The 19,674-nt window shown below is 68.8% G+C and carries 16 protein-coding genes; 4 read left to right on the plus strand and 12 right to left on the minus strand.

Annotated elements, in window-relative coordinates; all coding sequences use genetic code 11:
- Positions 1 to 171: 171 nt before the first annotated feature.
- Positions 172 to 1,542 (plus strand): MFS transporter, encoded by a 1,371-nt coding sequence (locus tag HUA74_RS17560; RefSeq protein ID WP_174455411.1) that lies wholly within the window; start codon positions 172 to 174, stop codon positions 1,540 to 1,542.
- Positions 1,543 to 1,563: 21 nt separating this feature from the next.
- Here HUA74_RS17560 and HUA74_RS17565 read toward each other — a convergent pair whose 3' ends face one another.
- Positions 1,564 to 3,009 carry a hypothetical protein gene (locus HUA74_RS17565; protein ID WP_254625105.1) on the minus strand — a complete coding sequence of 482 codons (1,446 nt, stop codon included), beginning with the start codon at positions 3,007 to 3,009 and terminating at the stop codon, positions 1,564 to 1,566.
- A 74-nt stretch (positions 3,010 to 3,083) separates the two neighbouring features.
- Here HUA74_RS17565 and HUA74_RS17570 point away from each other — a divergent pair, with 74 nt between their 5' ends.
- Complete coding sequence (locus HUA74_RS17570) at positions 3,084 to 3,446, plus strand: hypothetical protein (RefSeq protein ID WP_141640651.1); 363 nt, start codon at positions 3,084 to 3,086, stop codon at positions 3,444 to 3,446.
- Positions 3,447 to 3,550: 104 nt separating this feature from the next.
- On the plus strand, positions 3,551 to 4,900 hold the full coding sequence (locus HUA74_RS17575; protein ID WP_174455412.1) for a DUF2254 family protein: 1,350 nt from the start codon (positions 3,551 to 3,553) through the stop codon (positions 4,898 to 4,900).
- A 35-nt stretch (positions 4,901 to 4,935) separates the two neighbouring features.
- Here the strand turns inward: HUA74_RS17575 and HUA74_RS17580 are convergent, their stop codons facing one another.
- The 4 genes from HUA74_RS17580 to HUA74_RS17595 form a co-directional block, all read right to left on the minus strand.
- The gene (locus HUA74_RS17580) at positions 4,936 to 5,403 is read right to left on the minus strand and encodes a hypothetical protein (protein ID WP_174455413.1); all 468 of its coding nucleotides are present in this window, start codon (positions 5,401 to 5,403) and stop codon (positions 4,936 to 4,938) included.
- Positions 5,404 to 5,538: 135 nt separating this feature from the next.
- Positions 5,539 to 7,113, minus strand: coding sequence for an AbgT family transporter (locus HUA74_RS17585; RefSeq protein WP_217440075.1), 1,575 nt, complete (start codon positions 7,111 to 7,113; stop codon positions 5,539 to 5,541).
- Positions 7,114 to 7,185: 72 nt separating this feature from the next.
- Complete coding sequence (locus HUA74_RS17590; protein WP_174455414.1) at positions 7,186 to 8,001, minus strand: YdiY family protein; 816 nt, start codon at positions 7,999 to 8,001, stop codon at positions 7,186 to 7,188.
- Positions 8,002 to 8,229: 228 nt separating this feature from the next.
- Positions 8,230 to 9,927, minus strand: a complete 1,698-nt coding sequence (locus HUA74_RS17595; protein ID WP_174455415.1) for an alpha/beta-hydrolase family protein — start codon at positions 9,925 to 9,927, stop codon at positions 8,230 to 8,232.
- Positions 9,928 to 10,267: 340 nt separating this feature from the next.
- Between HUA74_RS17595 and HUA74_RS17600 the strand changes: the two genes are divergently transcribed.
- Positions 10,268 to 11,089, plus strand: a complete 822-nt coding sequence (locus tag HUA74_RS17600; protein ID WP_141640656.1) for a siderophore-interacting protein — start codon at positions 10,268 to 10,270, stop codon at positions 11,087 to 11,089.
- A 56-nt stretch (positions 11,090 to 11,145) separates the two neighbouring features.
- On the opposite strand, the gene mxcL is transcribed toward HUA74_RS17600, so the two are convergent.
- The 7 genes from mxcL to mxcH all read right to left on the minus strand — a co-directional run bounded on the left by mxcL (position 11,146) and on the right by mxcH (position 19,610).
- Positions 11,146 to 12,414, minus strand: coding sequence for a myxochelin B biosynthesis transaminase MxcL (mxcL, locus tag HUA74_RS17605; RefSeq protein WP_141640657.1), 1,269 nt, complete (start codon positions 12,412 to 12,414; stop codon positions 11,146 to 11,148).
- Positions 12,362 to 13,624 carry a myxochelin export MFS transporter MxcK gene (gene mxcK / locus HUA74_RS17610; protein ID WP_174455416.1) on the minus strand — a complete coding sequence of 421 codons (1,263 nt, stop codon included), beginning with the start codon at positions 13,622 to 13,624 and terminating at the stop codon, positions 12,362 to 12,364. Before mxcK ends, mxcL begins: the two co-directional genes overlap by 53 nt.
- 40 nt (positions 13,625 to 13,664) lie before the next feature.
- Positions 13,665 to 14,498 carry a TonB family protein gene (locus HUA74_RS17615; RefSeq protein WP_174455417.1) on the minus strand — a complete coding sequence of 278 codons (834 nt, stop codon included), beginning with the start codon at positions 14,496 to 14,498 and terminating at the stop codon, positions 13,665 to 13,667.
- Positions 14,485 to 14,940 carry a biopolymer transporter ExbD gene (locus HUA74_RS17620; RefSeq protein ID WP_141646971.1) on the minus strand — a complete coding sequence of 152 codons (456 nt, stop codon included), beginning with the start codon at positions 14,938 to 14,940 and terminating at the stop codon, positions 14,485 to 14,487. Before HUA74_RS17620 ends, HUA74_RS17615 begins: the two co-directional genes overlap by 14 nt.
- A gap of 2 nt (positions 14,941 to 14,942) precedes the next feature.
- On the minus strand, positions 14,943 to 15,632 hold the full coding sequence (locus tag HUA74_RS17625) for a MotA/TolQ/ExbB proton channel family protein (RefSeq protein ID WP_141646970.1): 690 nt from the start codon (positions 15,630 to 15,632) through the stop codon (positions 14,943 to 14,945).
- A 131-nt stretch (positions 15,633 to 15,763) separates the two neighbouring features.
- A complete protein-coding gene (locus HUA74_RS17630; protein WP_174455418.1) occupies positions 15,764 to 17,014 on the minus strand; it encodes a hypothetical protein in 1,251 nt (416 codons plus the stop codon).
- A gap of 43 nt (positions 17,015 to 17,057) precedes the next feature.
- Positions 17,058 to 19,610: a TonB-dependent siderophore myxochelin receptor MxcH gene (mxcH, locus tag HUA74_RS17635; RefSeq protein WP_254625106.1), complete on the minus strand. Its 2,553-nt coding sequence runs from the start codon at positions 19,608 to 19,610 to the stop codon at positions 17,058 to 17,060.
- Positions 19,611 to 19,674: the final 64 nt, after the last annotated feature.

The following is a 19,674-nucleotide window of genomic DNA, read 5'->3' on the forward strand; positions in this document are numbered from 1 at the left end:
CGAGTTGACCGCGTTTCGTTGGGGGTCGTTACTATAATAGCACCGTCAGCCGTGAGAAATGAGGCTTGGCTGATTTTGTTTGAACTCCGAGAAAATGTGACAGGCAGGAGTGCTGTGGTTGCGCGGACTCCTCCTTCTTCCCGGCCGCGACCTGTTATCAGCACCTCCCACATGTTCCGACGCGTCATCACGCACCCGCCCGCCGTCTTCGGGCTCACCTGGTTCGCGCAGCTGGTCTCCTCGCTGGGCTCGGCGCTGGCGGGCTTCTCGGTGATGGTCCACGTGTATCGGAGCAGTGACTCCATCACCGAGTACTCGCTCGCCTCGTTCTTCTCGTTCCTGCCGATGGTGCTGATTGCCCCCGTCGCCGGGGCGCTCGTGGACCGGTGGGACCGCCGCCGCATCATGGTGCTGGCGGACGTGGGGGCGGGGCTCACCATGCTGCTGATGTGGCTCCTGCTGGTGGCGGACGGGGCAGGGCTCTGGAGCCTGCGCAGCTGGCACCTGTACCTGCCCATCGCGGTGTGCGCGGCCGCGGGCACGTTCCGGGCGCTGGCCTACTCGGCCTCCACGGCGCTGATGGTTCCGAAGCAGCACCTGGGGCGGGCCAATGGCCTGATTGAGCTGGCGCTGGGAATCGGCCAGTTGGGCGGGCCCGCGCTGGCGGGACTCCTGGTGGTGCGAATCGGCCTCCAGGGGGTGCTGCTCATCAACCTGGGGTCCTTCTTCCTCTCCGCGCTGGTGCTGCTGTGTGTGGGATTCCCCCAGCCCGAGCAAAGCGCCACCGCGCGCGCGGCGAGAGGCTCCCTGCTGGAGCAGATGGCGGTCGGGTGGGGTTTCATCCAGGCGCGGCCCGGCCTGCTGGGGCTGTTGACGTGTATCGCCGTGGCCAACCTGTTCGTGAGCCTGGTGACGGTGCTCATCACTCCCATGGTCCTGAGCTTCGCGGACGCGTCGACCCTCGGGTGGATTGCCTCCTGCTCGGGCATGGGGGTGCTCACGGGGGCCTTGTTGATGAGCGTGTGGGGTGGGCCCCGGCGGCGCATCCTCGGCGTGCTTGGCTTCGAGCTGCTCGCGGGCCTGGCCCTGTTCGCGGCGGCGCTGCCGGCGGATGCGCGACTGGTGGCGGGCGCCGCCTTCGTCTTCATGTTCACCACCCCAGGGGTCATGGGGTGCTCTCAGTCCATCTGGCAGAGCAAGGTGCCGTCGGAGTTGCAGGGCCGGGTCTTCGCCGTGAGGCGGATGATCGCCCTGTCCACGCCGCCGGTGGCGGCCTTGCTCTCGGGACCGCTGGCGGACCGATTCTTCGAGCCCTGGATGGCCCCGGGCGGCGCGCTGGCGGGGCGCTTCGGGCCCATGCTCGGCGTGGGCCCGGGCCGAGGCATCGCGCTGCTCTACCTGGTGCTGGGCGTGTTGTGCGCGGTGAACGTGCTGGTGGCCTGGCTCTCCCCCCGCGTGAGGAACGTGGAGCTGGAGCTGCCGGATGTCCTGCGCGAGCCGCCTTCGAGCGTGGGGCCTCAGCCGGCGCCGACCTCGGCGTGACGGAGGCCCCGGACGGGCGGGCTACTCGACGACGACGAGCGCGCACATCAACGCGCCCTGAGTCGCGTTGACCACATCCTTGCCCCGACCCATGGGATTCATCCGGACCATCGTCCCGCCGTAGCGCTCGCCGAAGACGAACGAGCCCCAGATGAGGATGTGCGGGCCCACGGAGCCGTCGTCCCGCATGAAGTGGTAGGGGCGGGGTTCGACGCGCTCCTGGATGATCCACCCGCCGCTCTCCATCGCCTCCTGGATGGCCGCGTCCCACGCCTCGGCGGTCATCGACCGGCCGATGAGCACCGACTTCCCGCCGTAGGCGCGGCCCGCCTTCAGCACCAGCCCATCGCGCTTCGAGGCGACGACCTGGTCGGGCAACCACACGCGCTCACCGGCCCGCCAGGTGTGGGTGCGCTGGAGCCGCCGCGTCCAGGGGATGTGCTGGCGGATGAGCTCGCGCTCCTCGGCGGAGAGGGCAGGGGAGTCCTCGTTCTCCGACAGCAGCGAGATGTTGAGCTTGTCGTCGAGGATCTCCTGCGCGGGGCCGTTGTAGAGGCAGAGGGTGCGGGCGGCGAGCGCGGCGCCGACGCGGGCATCGAACGCCGCTCCCACCACCTCCAGCCTGTCCCTCGCGTCATGCTCCTGCACCGCATGCACGCGTCGGCCGCGCATCGTGAAGCGGTGTCCCTCCTCGTCGTGGACCTCGCCGTAGGTGCCGATGAGCACCTCGCCCTTCGCACCCTCCGCTTCGAGCAGCTCCGTGAAGGTGGTGTTGAGCAGCAGGGTCGCCATCTCGACACCCACCGGGTCCGGCAGCTCGTTGTCCGGGAAGAGCACGGCCAGGTTGCATTCGCCCTCCCATGCAACGGTCCGGCGCACGTCGTCGATGACGTGGGAGAGGAAGGCCTTGAGGGTGTCCTGGAGCTGGACGCGCAGGCCCTGCTCCTGGGTGAAGCGCTGGAGCACGGGCTGGTCCATCACCACCTGGGCCTTGAGCGCCGTCTCCCAGCCACCCAGGCCCGCCATCATGTTGATCTCAAGGCACTTGAGACCGTCCGCGGAGTCGATGAAGTCGCCCCGGCTGAGCACGCCGCGCGCGTCGTCCGTGAGGGCCAGGGCCTCCACCGCCACGCGTGCGCGCTCGGGCGGGAGCCCGAAGTACTCGGCGACACGTGCCGGGTCACCGCCGAGCAGCAGCCGGGGCCCGCGCTTGACGAGCCGGCTGAGCTTCACCGAGACGTCCTCCAGCAACTGGTTCCGGCGCGCGTCGATGAGGATGGGCCAGCGGTGCAGCTCGTAATACATGAGCGGCGACTCCTCGAACTTGCCGAAGCGGTGCTTCGCGAATGCCTCGGGAGTCCGCTCCGCGAACTTCAGGAAGGCCACCGCCGCGGCGGACAGCTCGCCGTGCAGCACGTGGGTTTCCTCGGAGAACATCTTGCCCTGCCGCCCATCTGCGCCTGACATCACGAAGGCTCCACGCCAAGAAATTCACGCAATTGCACTCTGTCGCAGTGTGCATGTAAAGCCTTCGTGACACCATGAAGCTTGAACGCCATGTCGGAGGGCTCTCCCTCGCGCGGAAGGCCAACTACCTGCGGGCGCGCGGCTGGCGTGAAGACGAGGGGCGGTGGTCGCATGAGATCTTCGGCCAGCATCCGCTGGCGAAGGCCATCCACCACCAGCTCACGGACGACCTGGCACAGGCTCTCTGTCAGCGGGGATGGCAGGTGCTTGGGTACTCGGAGCGGGGCTATGTGCAGCTCCGCGATGGAGAGCGCGGCAAGCCATGCTCGCTGCCCAAGGCGCTGCGTACGCAGGCGCGCCGCGAGAAGCGTCCCGTGGCGGAGCTGACCTACTCGTTGTTCCTGGCGGCGCTCGTCGAAGTGAACGACGCCGGGTAGGGCGCGACCGTGCACCGAGTCCACGGGCTGCTGCCTGTCCGTGTGTCTGCTGCGTGCCACGCCCGCCGGGGCCACATTCTCCTTCTGGCCGAGAGGGAGTTCGAATGGTCGCCCGCCGTCTCCGCAGGCTCATCCGTGACCCCTACTGGCTGGTGCTGCTCGCCTGTCTCGGCATCGGCGGCCTGCTTGGCTTGGAGCTGGCGCGGGTTCAGACGGACTACGCGTCGGCCTTCTTCGGGCTGGCCTGGCGGGGGGACCCCTCCGAGACACGCTCCGCGCTCACGGCGCTGTTTGGACTGCAGATCACCGTCCTCACGGTGGTCCTGTCCCTGAATGCACCGGTCATCCAGTCCGCGGCGAATCAATACTCACCCCGGCTCGTCCCGCTCTACCTGAAGAGCGCGCCGCTGCGCCGCGCCATCCCGCTGTTCTGCGTCTCCAGTGGGTACATCCTCGTGGCCGGACGGGAGCTGGGCTTGATCACGGACGCGGGAGTCCGTCCACGTCCCGTGCTCTCGGGGGCCTTCATCCTGGTCCTCTGCGCGCTCGTGTCCCTGGTCGTCTGCATGATTCGCACGTTCCGTTACATGCGCGTGGAGCGCGTGCTCGGACTCGTCCAGGAGTTGGTCGTCTCGGCGGCAGAGCGTCGCATCCGGGCACGACTGAGCCGACTCCCATTGGACCCGGCAGCGACCCTGCTGCTGCCGCCCGAGTCCTCCGCGCTCACAGCGCCTTCCTCTGGCTACCTCACCGAGGTCGACCTCCGTCGCCTCACTCGAACCGCCCGGCATTGGCGCGTGCGGGTGCGCATCGACGTTTTCGTCGGCGACTATGTCGACACGGGGGAAGTCGTCGGCTGGGTGGTGGGGGAAGTTCCTGGGTCCATGGACCCTCGCGCGATGCACAGCCTCGCCTCGGCCCTGCTCCTCACCGCGGCGCGCGAGCCTGATTGCGACCCCGCGCTCGGGATTCGCATCCTCGTCGACGTCGCCAACCGGGCGCTCTCGACGTCCGCGAACGACGCCTATACGGCGCGACAGGCGCTGCAGCAGGTCCGCTCGGTGATGCGCCGGCTGGGTCACCTGCCGCTGGGGGATTGGAACGTGGTCGACCCCGACGGGCAGGTGCGTGCGTCAGTCGCGGGGATGCGTCTGCGCGACTATCTCTTCATGGCGGTGGATGGTCCGCTGCACCATGGAATGGGCAGTCCCGAGGTCCTCGAAGAGGTGCTCCAGATCGCGCTCGCCGTGGGGCTGACCGCCTGGGATGCGGAAGACCGGGCAGCGGCGCATGCGCTCGTGGCTCGCGTGCTCGCGAAGGCCACCGCACAGGAGACCCCCGAGCGTGAACGCCTCCATCGACGGCTCACGGAATCCAGGCGCATTCGCGCTGCATTCGAGAACCGCTCGTCAAGCGACCCCGGAGCCAGCGCGGGCGAATGGGGGCCGCACTGAGCCGAGCCCGGCTCAGCAGGTCGCCACCTGTCGTCCTAACGCGGTTCCCCAGCGGGAGAGGAGGGGGCACTCGACAGACGAAGGAGCTCGGGCAGGGTCGTGAGGTCGCGGACAGCCATGTATGCCAGGCTGCCCACCACAAACGCCACGAACGTTCCGATGCCCATCATCACCATGGCGAGGGTCAAGAGCACGACGGTGGTCACCCAGTGCGCTCGGATGGCCCACTTCCCGGCGACGGTCGCCACCATCGCGCGACGAACCTCAATCGCGGTTTTCGCAGCGCGGATTGCATCGGGAGCCGCCCTCATGCTGCGCGCCTGAAGCGTGCCGACGATGACGCCGCAGAGGGCGCCCACAGCGGGCGGGAGGGCCGGCATCGGAGTGACCCAGGGGGCCAGTAGCGCTGATGCCGCCGCGAAGGTCACAGCGAGCGCGGCGCTCTTCGCGGGTTGCAGGGTCCAATGAAGGCCAGTCCTCTCGACACCTGCATCCGGATTCATGGACGTAAGGTATCAGCTTCACCTCGTGGTCGACGAGCGAGTCCTTCGGCTCCTGCCGTGCCCCACCTGCTCACCCTCGAGCCGTGCCAGGGCACTCGGCCCTGGCACGGCCTCGGTTCAGGTGTCCTCTTGGGCCTACCCGAGTCCCCACGGGAGCCCCAGCACCTGCCACGCCACCAGGAGGAGGATCCACGCGATGAAGACGACCACGACGTACGGCAACATCAGCGCCACGATGGTGCCCACGCCTGCTTCCTTCTGGTACTTCTGCGCGAACGTGACGATCAACGCGAAGTAGGCGTTCAGCGGCGAGATGGCGTTGAACGGACCGTCACCCACGCGGTACGCGGCCAGCACGGCCTCCGGGTCGACATTCAGCCGCATCAGCAGCGGCACGAAGACGGGCGCGAAGATGGCCCACTTCGGAATGGCGCCCGTCATGATGAGGTCCAGCACCGCGACGACGCCGACGAACCCGACGAGCAACGGCAGCGCCCCGAGCCCCGCGTCCTCCAGGATGTCGCCCATCTTCACGGCCGCGAGCGTCGCCATGTTGGTGTACGTGAACAGGGCGATGAACTGGCTGATGATGAAGAGCAGGAAGATCAGCGCGCCCAGCCCCGACACCGCCTTCTCCATCGCCTTGATGACGTCGACGCTGCTCCGGATGGTCTTCGCGCCGATGCCGTAGGCCGCGCCCGCCACGAGGAACAACACGGTGATTGCGACAATCAGGCCGTTCATGAACGGCGAGTCGCCGACGATGGCTCCCGTCTCCGGATTGCGCAGCGGCGCCCCCGGCGGCAGCGTCAGCAGACCGAAGAACACGAGGACCGCCAGCACCCCCAACCCCGCGAACTTGAGTCCACGCGACTCGTCCGCGCTCATCGTCGCACCCGCCGTGTCCGGCTTCTCGCCCTTGTACTCACCCAGTCGGGGCGAGATGACCTTGTCGGTGATGAGCGAGACGATGAAGGTCAACATGATGACCGACGCGACGGAGAACCAGAAGTTCGCCGTCAGGTCGATGGAGCGCTCGGGATTCAGGATGTGGATGGCATCGTTGGTGATCTCCGTCAGGATGCCGTCCAACGGCTTGATCAGGATGTTGACGGTGAAGACCGCGGCCACGCCGGCGAACGACGCCGCCAGGCCCGCCAAAGGATGCCGCCCCACGGTGAGGAAGGCCGCCGCCGCCAGCGGAATCAAGACGAGATACCCGGCATCCGCGGCGATGCTCGACAGGATGCCGACGAACACGAGGATGTACGTCAGCGCCTTGCGGGGAGCGACCACCACCAGCTTGCGAATCAGCGCTCCCACCAGGCCCGCCGCGTCCGCGACACCCACGCCCAGCATCGCGACGATGATGACGCCCACCGCGTTGAAGTTCATGAAGTTCTGGACGACGCCTTCGAACATGAAGCGAAGGCCTTCACCCGTCAGCAGGCTCTTCGCCGCGGCGGTCGTCTCCTCCGGGACGTGGGTCTCCGGATTGATGGTCTGGTACGTGACGCTGGCTCCCATCATGTAGAAGACATGGGAGAGCAGGATGACGATGCCAATCAGCGCGACGAAGATCACCGCCGGATGGGGGACCTTGTTTCCCACCCGCTCGACGGTGTCGAGAATCCGCTCCAGTCCCTTCTTCTTGGGCGGTGTCCCGGTCTGCCGTTCCGGCATCGAATCGTTGAAGTGAGCTGCCTTCATGGTCGTCCCGATCCTTTCCATCCGGGGACACGCTTGCCGCTCAATCCCGCGACGACGCGCGAGCCCCCTGCCTCAGAGCGTCAGCTCAGCTCCCACCGTGAGCGCGGTGTCCGTGGAGGCCTTTCCCTCCGCCGGTGAGCTGTCATGCCGTACGTCGAAGAACGTGGTGAGCGCCAGTCGCCCCGTCAGGTTCACGGAGAGCTTCGTGGTGGAGGTCAGCAGCACGCGCGTGTCGCCGAAGACATCCGGAAGCAGCATGGCGTACTCCCGGAACTCCACCCGCTCGTTGATGTCGTAGCGGAACATCACCGCGACCGAGGGAGACCACAGGTCGACGCTGGGGAGATCCTTCCGCGTGGGGACGTACTGGAACCTGCGGTCATGGGCGTAGTGAGCACCCAGGTAGGCCCGCAGGAACAGCTCGTCCGTCTTGCGCTTCTTCTGCTCAATCAACGTGAAGCCGACGCCCAGCTCGGCTTCCGCGCGCAGCTCGAGGCTCGACAGGTGGTCGGTCTCCGCCCCCAGATACGTGTACGCGCTGAGCAGGGGCGTGGCCCGGTACTCTCCACGCACCCATGCTCCGAGCGCCTCCGCGATGAGCTCCTCTTCGTCCTCGGACGCCGCCGCTCTCCCGTAGGCGCCATCCGCCTCCAGGGTGAGTGCCCACTTGGGTGACTCGTATTCCGCCAGGGAATTGCCTGTCAGCGTGTACGAGCGACTGTTGCCGGTGAAGAACGAGAAGCCGACGCCGAAGGACCCTGTCCAGGGCCCGACGTCCTCTTCCTCATCCTCGGTGCATGGGCGCACCGGGCCGTCCTCCGACACCGTGTCGGGCGGCGGCGTGGGAGTCTGGGCAAGGACCGTGAGGAGGAAGAGAAGAGGGCTCATACACACTCGGGTGAAGCAGTGAGGCGCTCCTGGAGCGATGCCAGGAGACGGGAGGCGCGGAGTTCACGGCCAGGACAGCGAGCAGGCGCGTGCCGCCCTCTCGGGTTCCGTCAAACACTCGTCATGCGTGACGGGGCGCGCAATCGCCCAAGGGGGCAGCGCGGGACGCTCGCGTGCGCGTCAGGGCCCGACTCCGATTCACTGCCTTCATCCGACGCGCGACACTCGTCACGGCTCGGGCCGCAGGCGCTCCCTCAGTCGCGCGGTCTTCTCCTGGGTCCAGCCTTCCGGCCGCAGCAGCGCGAGCCAGCCGTCCACGTGCTCGCCCGTGTAGACATGGCCATAGCCGGGAGGGACCGCCATCCCCAGCGGCAGGTCGGCTGTCACCTGCCAGAACGTCACGAAGGGGAGCCACACCATCGCGTCCACGACGTCATCGCCCCGGGGCTCCCTCAGCCAGTCGGGACGGCTCAAGAGCAGCTGCGGACTCCACCAGGTGATGGGGTCCGACGGGTGGAGCAGGTAGAGCACCCGGGAGTTCCCCCAGGGTGCGGACGCCGGAGGAATCTCCACGCCCGGCCGCCTGCTGAAACGCACGATGCGGCCATTGCGATAGGTGGGCTCCACCTCGGGGCTGCCAGCATCGCGCTGGTCGGTGAACTCGCGATACAGCGTGTTGAAGTGTGGCGGCCCGACGAAGAGCGCGCCGCTCGTGCGGTTGGCCAGGTCCCGCTCTCCACTGAACGCCGTCTCTCCGCCGTAGGAGCCCAGGCTCTCTCCGAACACGAGCAGCTTCGGACGACGGCCTTCGGGAAGTCGCGACCAGCGCTCGTAGACCTCATCGAAGAGGGCGCGTCCCGCTTCCCGCGCGCGCTGCTGGTCCACCAGCACGGAGAGCCAGGACCACAGATGTGAGTACTGCATGGAGATGATCGCCGAGTCGCCGCCTGTGACGTACTCGAAGGCGTCCACGGACTCCGGCACCACCCAGCCGCTGCCCGTGGTGGTGACGACGAGCAGGTACTCGCGCTCGAAGCCACCGGCTCGCTCCAGGTCCTGGACGGCCAGCTTCGCGCGGCCCTCCGCGTCCGGCGCGGAGGCGTAACCGGCATAGACGCGGATGGGCTCCTTCGCGGCGGCGCCGTTGAACGTGGAGATCTCCTCGACCGAGGGACCCCGGCCCACGAAGTTGCGTCCCTCGCGGCCCAGCGTGTCCCAACCCACTCTCGAACCAGGGCCCCCGGAGCGCAGCACGCTGCTCGGCGGATACACGCCCTCCGCGGTCGTCGTGTCCTTCACGGCGAGGGTGCGGTCCGCCAGGGAGATGAGCCCGTCCCACAGCACGCCGCTGGCGAGCAGGAAGGTGAGCGCCGCCACCACGACGCCGCTCGTCGCCCGGGCCGCACGCGGGCCGATGTGCCGCGCGAGCCGCGAGTCCAGTCGGCGATACACCGCGCGCAGCCCGCGCCCCGCCGCGACGAGCAGGAAGAAGATGACCGCCGCGACCACGGGCGCGAACAGGTAGCCGGCGCGGCCAGGGTGGGGCATTCCCATCCGCTCGCGAATGCTCGCCTGCCAATGCCAGCCCAACGCCAGCGCGGCGACCAGGGCCACGCCCCCCACCATGAAGAAGCCGAGCCAGGCGCGTGGACTCGGAGCCCTCGGAGGTCGGTTGGCGAACTCGCGCCAGAGCCAGGCGCCCAGGACGCCCAGCCCGTAGCCGATGACCGCGCTCATGCCACTGACCAGTCCTTGAAAGGGACCGCTGCGCGGCAGCAACGACGGCGTGAAGGACAGACACGCGAACACGAGCGCGACCCACGCGCCGGGGAGCGTGTAGTGGAGCCACCGGGAGGAAGTCCGACTCCCATGCCAGACACCGCGCGCGGGTGGCTTCGGCGCGGCGCGATCAAGAATGCGCTCCATGCGAACCCCCGGGGAGACGTTCTCGCGGCGCGGCACCGCATCCCTCGTTCCATGCAGAGGGTAGGACCTGCGAACGCGGCCCACAGCGGGCGCTCGTCACCCCCGCCAGGGACAAAGGGCCCGGGAGCTGTCCTGGGGAAGACGCACAGGCCTGCTCGCCCGACGTGCGCCCAGGCGGCGCCCGGCCAGGGCTCCGACTTCCCACCCGTCAGGCCCTCAAGCCTGGAGACGAACCCGGCCTCTTGTGATAACGAAATTGCGAGTCAATATCGTAGTCCTGGCTGTCGGACCGTCCTTCGGGGCGGGCCTCGAGGCAGCGTGAAGAGAAGAGGAGCGCGGCGTGACGACGAGCGTGAGCGAGAAAGTGTTCCGTCGGGGGCCCTTCCCCGTGAAGTTCCGACTGCTGGAGGTGCTGCGGGTGACTCCCATCACCCCGCATGTGGTGCGCATCACCTTCGGGGGCGAGGACATCCAGGGCTTCAACAGCGAGGGTGCGGACGACCACGTGAAGCTGCTGTTCCCCGAGGAGGGGAAGCTCAAGCCGGTCATCCCCACCATGGGGCCGAACGGCCCGGTGCTGCAGCCGGGTGAGAAGAAGCCGGACTCGCGCGACTACACGCCCCGGCGGCATGACGCGGTGGCGGGCGAGCTGGACATCGACTTCGTCCTCCACGGCTCGGGTCCCGCGTCGTCCTGGGCGTCGAAGGCGAAGCCGGGCGACCTCCTCGGCGTGGGCGGGCCCAAGGGCTCGCTGTTCGTGTCCAACGACTTCGACTGGTACCTGCTCGCGGGTGACGAGACGGCCATCCCCGCCATCGGCCGCAGGCTGGAAGAGCTGCCCGCGGGGGCTCGCGCCATCGTCTTCATCGAGGTGTCGGACGCCAGCGAGGAGCAGAAGTTCGACACGAAGGCGAACGTGACGCTGACGTGGCTTCACCGCAATGGCGCGGAGGCCGGGACAACAGACCTCTTGAACCAGGCGATTCGCGGGCTCGACTTCCCGCCCGGCGACTACTTCGCCTGGGTGTCGGGAGAGTCGCTCTCCATGCGCCCCATCCGCGACCACCTGCTCAACGAGCGGGGCACGAAGAAGAGCTGGGTGCGCGTCACCGGCTACTGGAAGCGCGGCCTGTCGGACCACCACCACGACTCGCAGAACTGAGTCGTCGCCCGGGGAGGCCGAAAACACCTCGACCTCCCCGGGACTTTCGACGAAGGCTACGCGGGCTTCGCGAGCGAGCGGAGCACTTCGCCCGCCATCTCCACCGTGTAGTCGATCTGCTCCTCGGTGTGCGCGGCCCCGGGGAAGTTCACGTCACGACGCAGCAGGATGCCCCGGCGCGCCATGCCGCCCTGGAAGGGCGTCATCAACTTCGCGTGCTCGACCATGTCGGTGGAGTAGCGGAAGAAGGGAATCGCGTCGTAGCCGAGCACGCGCAGCGGGGAGCCCACGGCCTCCGCGTGGGCATTGATGCCCTCGCGCAGCTTGCGGCCCAGCTTCGCCACGTGCTGGATGTGGTTGCCGTTCTTGTAGAACTTCAGGACGGCTTCCGTCACGGCCAGCGTCAGCAGCTCACCGCCGAAGGTGGTGGACACCTGGAGGTCGGCCAGCTTGCTCAGGTACTTCGCCGGGCCGGAGATGGCCGACAGCGGCATGCCCGCGGCGATGCCCTTGGACATGCACACGATGTCCGCCTGCACGCCGAAGAACTCCTGCGCGCCGCCCATCGCCAGACGGAAGCCGGTGACGACCTCGTCCATCACCAGCAGCACGCCGTGCGCCGTACAGGTCGCGCGCACCTGCTGCATGAACGCGGACGTGAGCACGCGGTTGTAGGGGATGGAGAGAATCACCGCCGCCAGCTGGCTGGCCTGCTTCTCGATGGTGGACAGCAGCACCGCCTCGTCCGGAGGCGTGAAGAGGGGCAGGCGCGTCGTCAGGCCCGCGTGCGCGGCCGGCACGCCCGGTGTGTCGAACATGAAGTGGTCGTGCCACCCGTTGTAGCCGACCGTGATGATGCGCTCCTTGCCGGTGACGTAGCGCGACAGCCGCACCGCCGCGGACGTCGCATCCGCGCCCGTCTTGAAGAACCGCGCCTGCTCCGCGCCGGGGACCAGCTCCAGCAGCGCCTGGATGGAGGTGACCTCGACGGGCGTGGGCAGGGAGTGGAGGACACCTTCCTCCAGGTGCTTGCGGATGGTGTCCACCACCGCGGGGTGGTTGTGGCCCAGCATGTTGGCGCCGAGGCCGCTGATGAAGTCGATGTACTCCTGGCCGTCCACGTCCTCCACCAGCGCGCCCTGTCCCTTGGAGAGGAACACGGGGAAGGAGCCGGGAGCGAAGAACTCCGGCTTCTTCATCATCGACTGGGTGACGCCGGGGACCGTCTTGCGCGCCTCGGCGAGCAGCTGGTTCGAGCGCTCCAGCTTCAGCTCACCCAGGATGGGACGGGGGAGGGAAGGGTGCTTCCTGACGGGCATGTCCATGAGGCTTCCTTTTGCTTGATTCGAGTAACGTCCAGAGAAGGCACAGCGAGAGCGCCGTCACCGCCACGGCCATCCACCCCACCTGGCCGAAGCCGATGAGCGCTCCCTCTGGTGACGTCGCGATGAGCATTCCGCTCACCCAGGCGGACAGGCCGGAGGCGCCGTCGCTCGCGGCCATGTTCACCGCGAGGAACCGCCCGCGCAGCGACGGAGGCACCCGCGCCGTCACCAGCGCGATGGTGGGGATGGCTCGCGTGGACGTGAGGGCCATGAACAACACGAAGGCCCCCATGACGACGGGCAGCGGCGAGGGCGACAGGTGCGTGAACAGCAGGTGCGGGCCCACGGTGCCCACCAGGAGCAAGGCGAGCATGCGGCCTGGTCCGAGCCGGTCCGTGAAGCGTCCCACCAGCTTCGCCGCCACGAGTGTTCCCGCGCCGCCGCCCAGGTAGACCCAGGGCAGGTCTGTCTGCGACAGGCCGAGGTTTCCGACCATGTACGTGCCCAGGTAGGGGATGAGCAGGAAGCTGGCGAACGCCACGCTGAAGGTCAAAAGCCAGCCCAGCGCGAGCCCCGGCGCCGCCAGCGTCGACAGGGGATTGCGGCGGGTCTCCTCGGCGCTCCGGGACAGGTGCTGGTCCAGGCGGGGCAGGGCCTTCAAGAGCCCCAACCACAACACGCCCGCCAGCCCGCAGATGGCCCAGAACGGGGCGCGCCAGCCCAAGAGGTTCGCCAGGGCGAGACCGAGCGGAACGCCCGCGACGGCGGAGAGGCCGATGGTAGACATCACCGTGCCGATGGCGCGACCCCGTCGCTCGGGGGGAACGACGTCCGCGATGATGGCCATGATGACCGCGCCCATCAGCCCCGCGCACGCTCCCGCCAGCGAGCGTGCGACCAACATCGACACGTAGCCGGTGGCCGCGCCGCAGGCCATCGTGGAGAGGATGAAGCCCGCGTACATGGCCAGCAGCGTGCGCTTGCGGTCGAACCGATCCAACCAGAACAGGCCCAGCACGCCCATGGCCGCGGAGGCCAGGGTGTACGAGGAGACCATTGCCCCGAACTGCGCCGTCGTGATGCCGAAGCGCCGGATGAACTCCGGCCCCAGCGGCATGATGATCATGAAGTCCAGGAGGTGGCTGAACTGGACCCCGGCGAGCAGCAGGGTCAGCACTCTCTCCTGTCGAAGCGGAGATGCGGGGTTCACGAGGGGACTCCAGGTGTCGCGCGCGGCGGGGGCCGCGAGGCTAGGGGCGGACGAATCGCACCCGAATCGGTGGCGAGGTCGCCGCGTAGGGCCGGCCCTCGCGGTCCAGCGCGGTGTCGAAGCGCGCCTTGCGTGCACAGGCCAGGGCCGCCTGGCCGAAGCCATGTCCCGGGTCTGACAGCAGCTCCGTCGACGTCACCTCGCCGTCGGCGTCCACGGCGACGCGCAGCACGACGAGCTGGTCATCGATGCGCAGCGCATCCGCTTCCTTCGGCCAGGGGCAGCTCCAGCTTCGCGCCGCGAGCTGGATGGAGCGGGCCCGGCTGCCTCCGGTGCCCTGGCCCTGCGTCTCTCCGCTCGGCACGGTGTTGACCGCCGTCGCCGAGCGACCCGTGGACGCCGTCACGCCTCCCGCGTAGCGAGGCGCATTGCCGCTGGTCATCTCGAAGTCCGTGAAGTCGAGCGGGGCCGCCGGCTCCTTCGCGGCGATGACGGCGCCGGCCTGCGCGGGCTGGGCGGGCGTGGGACGTGACGACTCGCGAGGCGCGGGGCTGGGCGTCTTCACGCGCGGCGGTGGCGGGTCCGCCCTCGCGACGCGCTGAGGCGCGGGCGGCGGGGGCTCGGCAGGCAGCGGGGGCGGCTTCAGGTCCACCACGTGGTCGATTTGAAGCGTCTGCTTCTTCTGGGTGACCCTGGGCGCCAGGGATTCACCCTTGCGCCAGGCCTGCCAGGCGACGACGCCGGCGATGCCGTGCAGGGACGCGGTGGCCACCATGGCCCAGACGAGCCCGTGTCGCCGCCGCGCGGGCGGCGGGCCCAGGATGATGCTCGCGATGCTCGCGTCGGGGCGCGCGGTGGGGTCAGGGGATGACACGCCCGTCCTCCGTCGCAGGGGTCTCGGGCGTCGCCGGCTCGGCGGGGCGCACGGTGCCGAAGGCCACCTTCGTGAGCCCGGCTTCCTTGAGCTGATCCAACACCGCGATGACCTGCCGGTGCGGCACGGCGCCATCCGCCTGGATGACCGCGCGCAGCTCCGGGTCCTTCACCAGGGCATGTCGCGCGCTGTCTCGCAGCGCGGCCTCGGTGATTCCCTCGCCGTTCACCAGGAGCTGGCCCGTGGCGGTGATGGAGACGGCGAACACCGTCTGCACGTCCTCGCTCTGCGAGGCCTTGGGGAGATCCAGGGGCACGGCGGGGCTGTCCACCAGCCGGGCGGTCACCATGAAGATGATGAGCAGCACCAGCATGATGTCCACGAGCGGCGTGACGTTGATGCCCTCAATCAGGCCGCCTCGGGGCTGCGTTCCGCCCGCCATGGTCAGGCGCCTCCGGTGGAGGAGCGCGCCGCCGCCCGCTCACGGGCGGAGACGTAGGCCAGCACCAGGTTGGTGAGGGCCTCGGCGTCCGAGAGGATGCTCGCGATGCGCCGCTGGAAGTAGTTGTAGGCGGCCACGGCGGGCAGGGCCACGCCGATGCCCACGGCAGTGGCGACCAGCGCCTCGGCGATGCTGCCCATCACCGCGTTGGAGGCGACCTGGCTCGTCTTGCCCACCACCGCGCCCGCGGTCGTCTCGCTCAGCGCCTCGAAGGCGAGCAGCACGCCGATGACGGTGCCGAACAGCCCGATGAAGGGCGCGTTGTTGCCCAGCGTGCCCAGGAAGGCCAGCCGGTTCTCCAGCGTGGAGCGCTCAATCGCGAGCGCGCTCTGCATGCCCTTCTCCGCCGCTGTCATGCCCTGCGGCGCCAGCCGGAGCCCGGCGCGGGCCACCGTGGCGCCCACGGACGTGCGCTTCTCCAGCTTGGAGATGGCCGAGGGGAAGTCGCCGCTCGCCAGCGTCTCCTCCAGCGTGCCGGACAGCTCGCGCACCAGGTCCTGCTTGGTGCGGAACACAATCCACCGCTCGATGATGATGCCAATGCTCACCAGCGACAGGGCGAACAGCAGCCAGAGCACCCAGTTGGCACCCCACTGCACGAAGACATCCTTGACGATTTCCACGATGTGCATGGTCGCTCTCTCAGGCGTCGTCGTGATGACCGCTCGTCATCGCCGCGTCGTTGTCTATGGGTTGCCTTGAAGCAGGACTCCACGGCGCCGGATGCGACCTCCGCACCCGGCGCCATGGGATGAAAAAGTGACTAGCGCAGCTGCAGGAAGGAGAAGACCAGGCCCTGCGTGCTGAAGGCGACCGCGCCGTTCTGGCTGGTCAGGTCGCGGAAGTTCGTCGTGGAGGTGCTGGTGAACTCCGTGAAGAGCGTGCGGCTGTCCGTCACGTCATACAGGAACGTGCTGCCCGTGGAGACGGGGAGGGTGGTGACCTCCGTCGCGGTGAAGGTGCTGAGGTTGAGCTGCCAGAACTTCCACGCGACGGCGCTGGCCACGGGGCGGGGGTGCACGCCCGGAACCACGGTGTAGGTGGTCTCGTCCAGGACGCGCAGGTACGCGGTGCCGTTGGGGCCGCGCAGCAGGGAGCCCGTGGCGTTGCCGTTGGTCAGGTCGGCCAGGTTGCGGAAGAACGCGCGGTCATAGGTCTGCGTCGTCGCGTTGAAGCGCAGCAGGCAGGGCACCGGCGTGGTCTCCGGGCCCGCCGTGCGGTACACGGCCGCGCCGTACGCCTCGGTGGCCAGGTACACCAGGCCGTCCGGACCGACGACGCCGTCACGCACGTAGCCGCAGCGGTCATCCGTCACGATGGTCGCCGTGTCGGCCACCGTGTCCACCACGACGACGCCGGCCTGCTTGGTGATGCCGATGCCCGCGCTCGGGCGCCAGCCGATGGGGATGATGATCTTGTTGCCGACGCGCACCGGCATCGTCGCGAAGGTGCTCAGCGCACCCTCGATGGTCAGCCCGGTCAGGGTGATGGCGCTGGTGACCGTCATCGCGGTGGGGTTCCAGACGATGACCTTCCCCGAGCGACCGTCGATGTAATACGCCTTCGTCTCCGAGACGTACTGGAACTGGTGCTGGTACTCGCCGATGGAGCTGACGCCGCTTCCCTGGAAGCTGACCTCCGCGTCACGGCCCTGCGCGTCCTTGTCCTTCTCCAGCTTGCCTTCCGCGGTGAGCTTGTAGCGGGTGACGACGGCGCCCTCGCTGCTGCTCACGTACAGCAGGCCATTCTTCGCGATGCCAGAGCCCAGGGCGCGGCCCGGAACCTCGATGGCGTTTTCCAGGGCGAGCGGCGTGGTGACGTCGACCTTGTCGGTCAGGACGATGTAGCTCTGCGACTCACCGTCGACGCTCACCTGGGTGATGGCGGCATAGACGGGACCGGTGTTGGGGGTCGGCTCCGGATCCTTGTCGTCGTCATTGCAGCCCGCGACCAGCGACAGCGCGAGCGCCGCGGCGGTGATGCGTGACAGGGGGAAGAACGAGCGAATCTTCATGGGGGGCAAAGCCTTTCGGAGAGGATGACTGCGTGTTGGTGACTCAGAGCTCCGCGACCACCTTGGCGGAGACGCTGCGGCCGGGACGCTGAACGCCCATGAAGTCCATGGCGGTGGCGTCGGTCAGGTTCTGCACGTCGACCGTCCAACTGAAGGTCGCGCGCGCGGTCCGGGTGACATAGGTGAGGGCCAGCGAGTGCAGGAGCTGCGCGTCGATGTCCTGCTTCGAATCCTGGGTGCCCAGCTTCTCCCAGCCCCGGTAGAACGAGTGGATGTACCGGGTGTGCCAGGTCAGCGACAGCTCGTCGCGTGACGAGGCCAGGCCGCTCAACTGGAAGCGGGCGCTGCCGTTGGCCAGCAGGTGCGGACGGTTGGGCAGCCGCTGCCCCTCGAAGATGCCGAAGGCCCCCTCGCTGGAGACATTGCGGACGTCCTGCCAGGTGACGTTGCCGTCCAGCAAGAAGTACTGCTCCGGAGACGTCCACCCGGCCGCGCCGGTGCCGCCCAGGGCGCGGGCCGCGAAGACGTTCTGGTACGTGAAGTAGCCCTCGCGCCCCTGGGGGATGATGAGCTGGTCCGCCAGTCGCGCGAAGCCCATCACGCCGCCCCGGAACGAGCCGTGCCGCGTCTCGCGCGTGTCGAGCGCCAGCTCCAGGTTGAGGTTGTGGCTGGTCTCTGGATCCAGCTCCAGGTTCGCGTCGATGAGGATGCCATCGCCGAACAGCTCGTCGGGCCGGGGCAGGCGCGTGGCCCACTCGTAGGATGCCTTGGCGATGAACAGGGACGACAGCCGGTAGCGGAGCGAGTCACCGACGCCGAAGGTGAAGGTGTCCCGGTCCACGGGCATGAAGCTGTTGTCGGGGCTCAGCCGGTCCGCGCGGGCCAGTTGCACGTAGCTCTTCACGAAGGCGATGTTCTCCAGCCGCTCGTCGAAGGCATCCAGTTCGTGCTCCAGCCCGGTCACCTGGGTGTAGAGGCCGCGGCGAGCGCTGAGCGGGTCCACCAGTCCGGTGTTCCGGAGGGCGCGGTCCTCACCGGTCCGCTTCACCCAGGTCGGCGACACCGCGAGCCGCAGCATCTGGTTGGGGGTGAAGCTCCAGCCCAGGTTGATGCGCGCGAAGCCGGTGTGCTGCCCCACATGGCGGTCGACGGCGCGGCTCTCCATCTCGCCGGCCTGCGGGAGCTCGGCGACGCACCGGCCGAACCAGTCGTAGGCGCAGCGGCCCTGATCGCTCAGCCGCGCCTGTCGGAAGACATAGCCGCCGACGGCATCGGCGATGAGGCCGCCGTCATAGGTGTGCTCGAAGCGGAGCGTGGCGCCGCCGGACTGGTTGCCCGAGTCAACCTCGCCATAGGGCACCTTCATCGTCGTGTCGTGCTGGATCTCCTGGGTGGACGCGGAGGCGAAGCCACGCAGGATGAGGCGCCGCGCCCAGGGCTTGTCCAGGAAGCCGACCTCGACGCCGCCGCCTCCCGCGCGGAAGGCATCATTGAAGCGCGGCAGCCGCGCGTCGCTGAGCTTCCCCGAGCTGTCCTCCACCCGGACGTCGACGCGGTAGTCATTGGGGCTGGAGTCGAAGAAGCCGCTGGCTCGGACGAACAGGCCGGAGGCGCTGGCCACGTGCTGCGCGCTCGCGGCGACGCGGTGGGTCTCGAACGAGCCAATCTCGTAGGACGCGGAGGCCCCGCTGCCCTGGAGGTTCTCGGTGGTGACGATCTGCACGGCGCCCCCCAGCGCGTCCGCGCCGAAGCGCACCGGCACGACGCCCTGGTACACCTCCATGCGCTGCACCAGGTTGACGGGGACGTTTGCGAAGTCCGGGCCGTAGCCCGCGAGCTCCAGCGGCACGCCGTCGATGAAGAAGCGGACCTGGTCATCCGCGAGCCCCGCCAGGGAGAAGCGGGCCCGGCTGCCCAGGCCTCCCGCGCGGCGCACGCCGACACCCTCGCTGCGCGCCAGCGCCTGGCCCATGTCCACGGCTTCGCGCTGGAGGTTCTCCGTCTCGATGACCTTCACCGCCTCGGCGGAGCGACGCCGGCGGTTGGCCACGGACTCACCCTCGACGGTGACGTCGATGGCCTCCTGGCTCACGTCGACCGGCGCCGCGGTGACCCCGGGCGTTTCGGGCTGAGCGGGCGGCTGGGCCACGGCCTCCGGTGCGGGCGTCGGAGCCGGAGCGGGAGTCTCGACCACGGGGGCGGGCGTGGGCTCCACGGGGAGGCGGAACTCGTAGCTGTAGGCGATGCGCGAGGCCACGGCGACGCCCTCACGCCGGGCCGGCTCGAAGCGGAAGCTCAGCGCGGCCTGTCGCGCCGCCTCGTCGAACCCGTGTCCCTGGGGCTCGAGGACCTCCGCCTCCGTGACGACGCCCTGGTCATCCAGCGTCAGCTTCAACCGCACCGTGGCTTCCAGCCGGGCCTGCTCCGCCTCGGCCGGGTAGGCAGCCTCCACGAACGTCACCAGCTTCGGCGCCACCACGGCCGGCACCGGCGCCGGGGCTTGCGCCGCCGCCGGCACCTGGGCCTCACCGGCCACCTGGGCTCGCGCCGGAAGGGCGAACGCGAGCCACACCATCACCGCCACGCTCCAACGCATCCGGCCAACGACCTCTCGTCCGCGCCCAGTGGGGATTATGAAAATGGTTCTCATTTTCATTTGC

Origin of the sequence: Myxococcus sp. CA051A, from assembly GCF_013336705.1 — a bacterium.
Lineage (GTDB): Bacteria > Myxococcota > Myxococcia > Myxococcales > Myxococcaceae > Myxococcus > Myxococcus llanfairpwllgwyngyllgogerychwyrndrobwllllantysiliogogogochensis.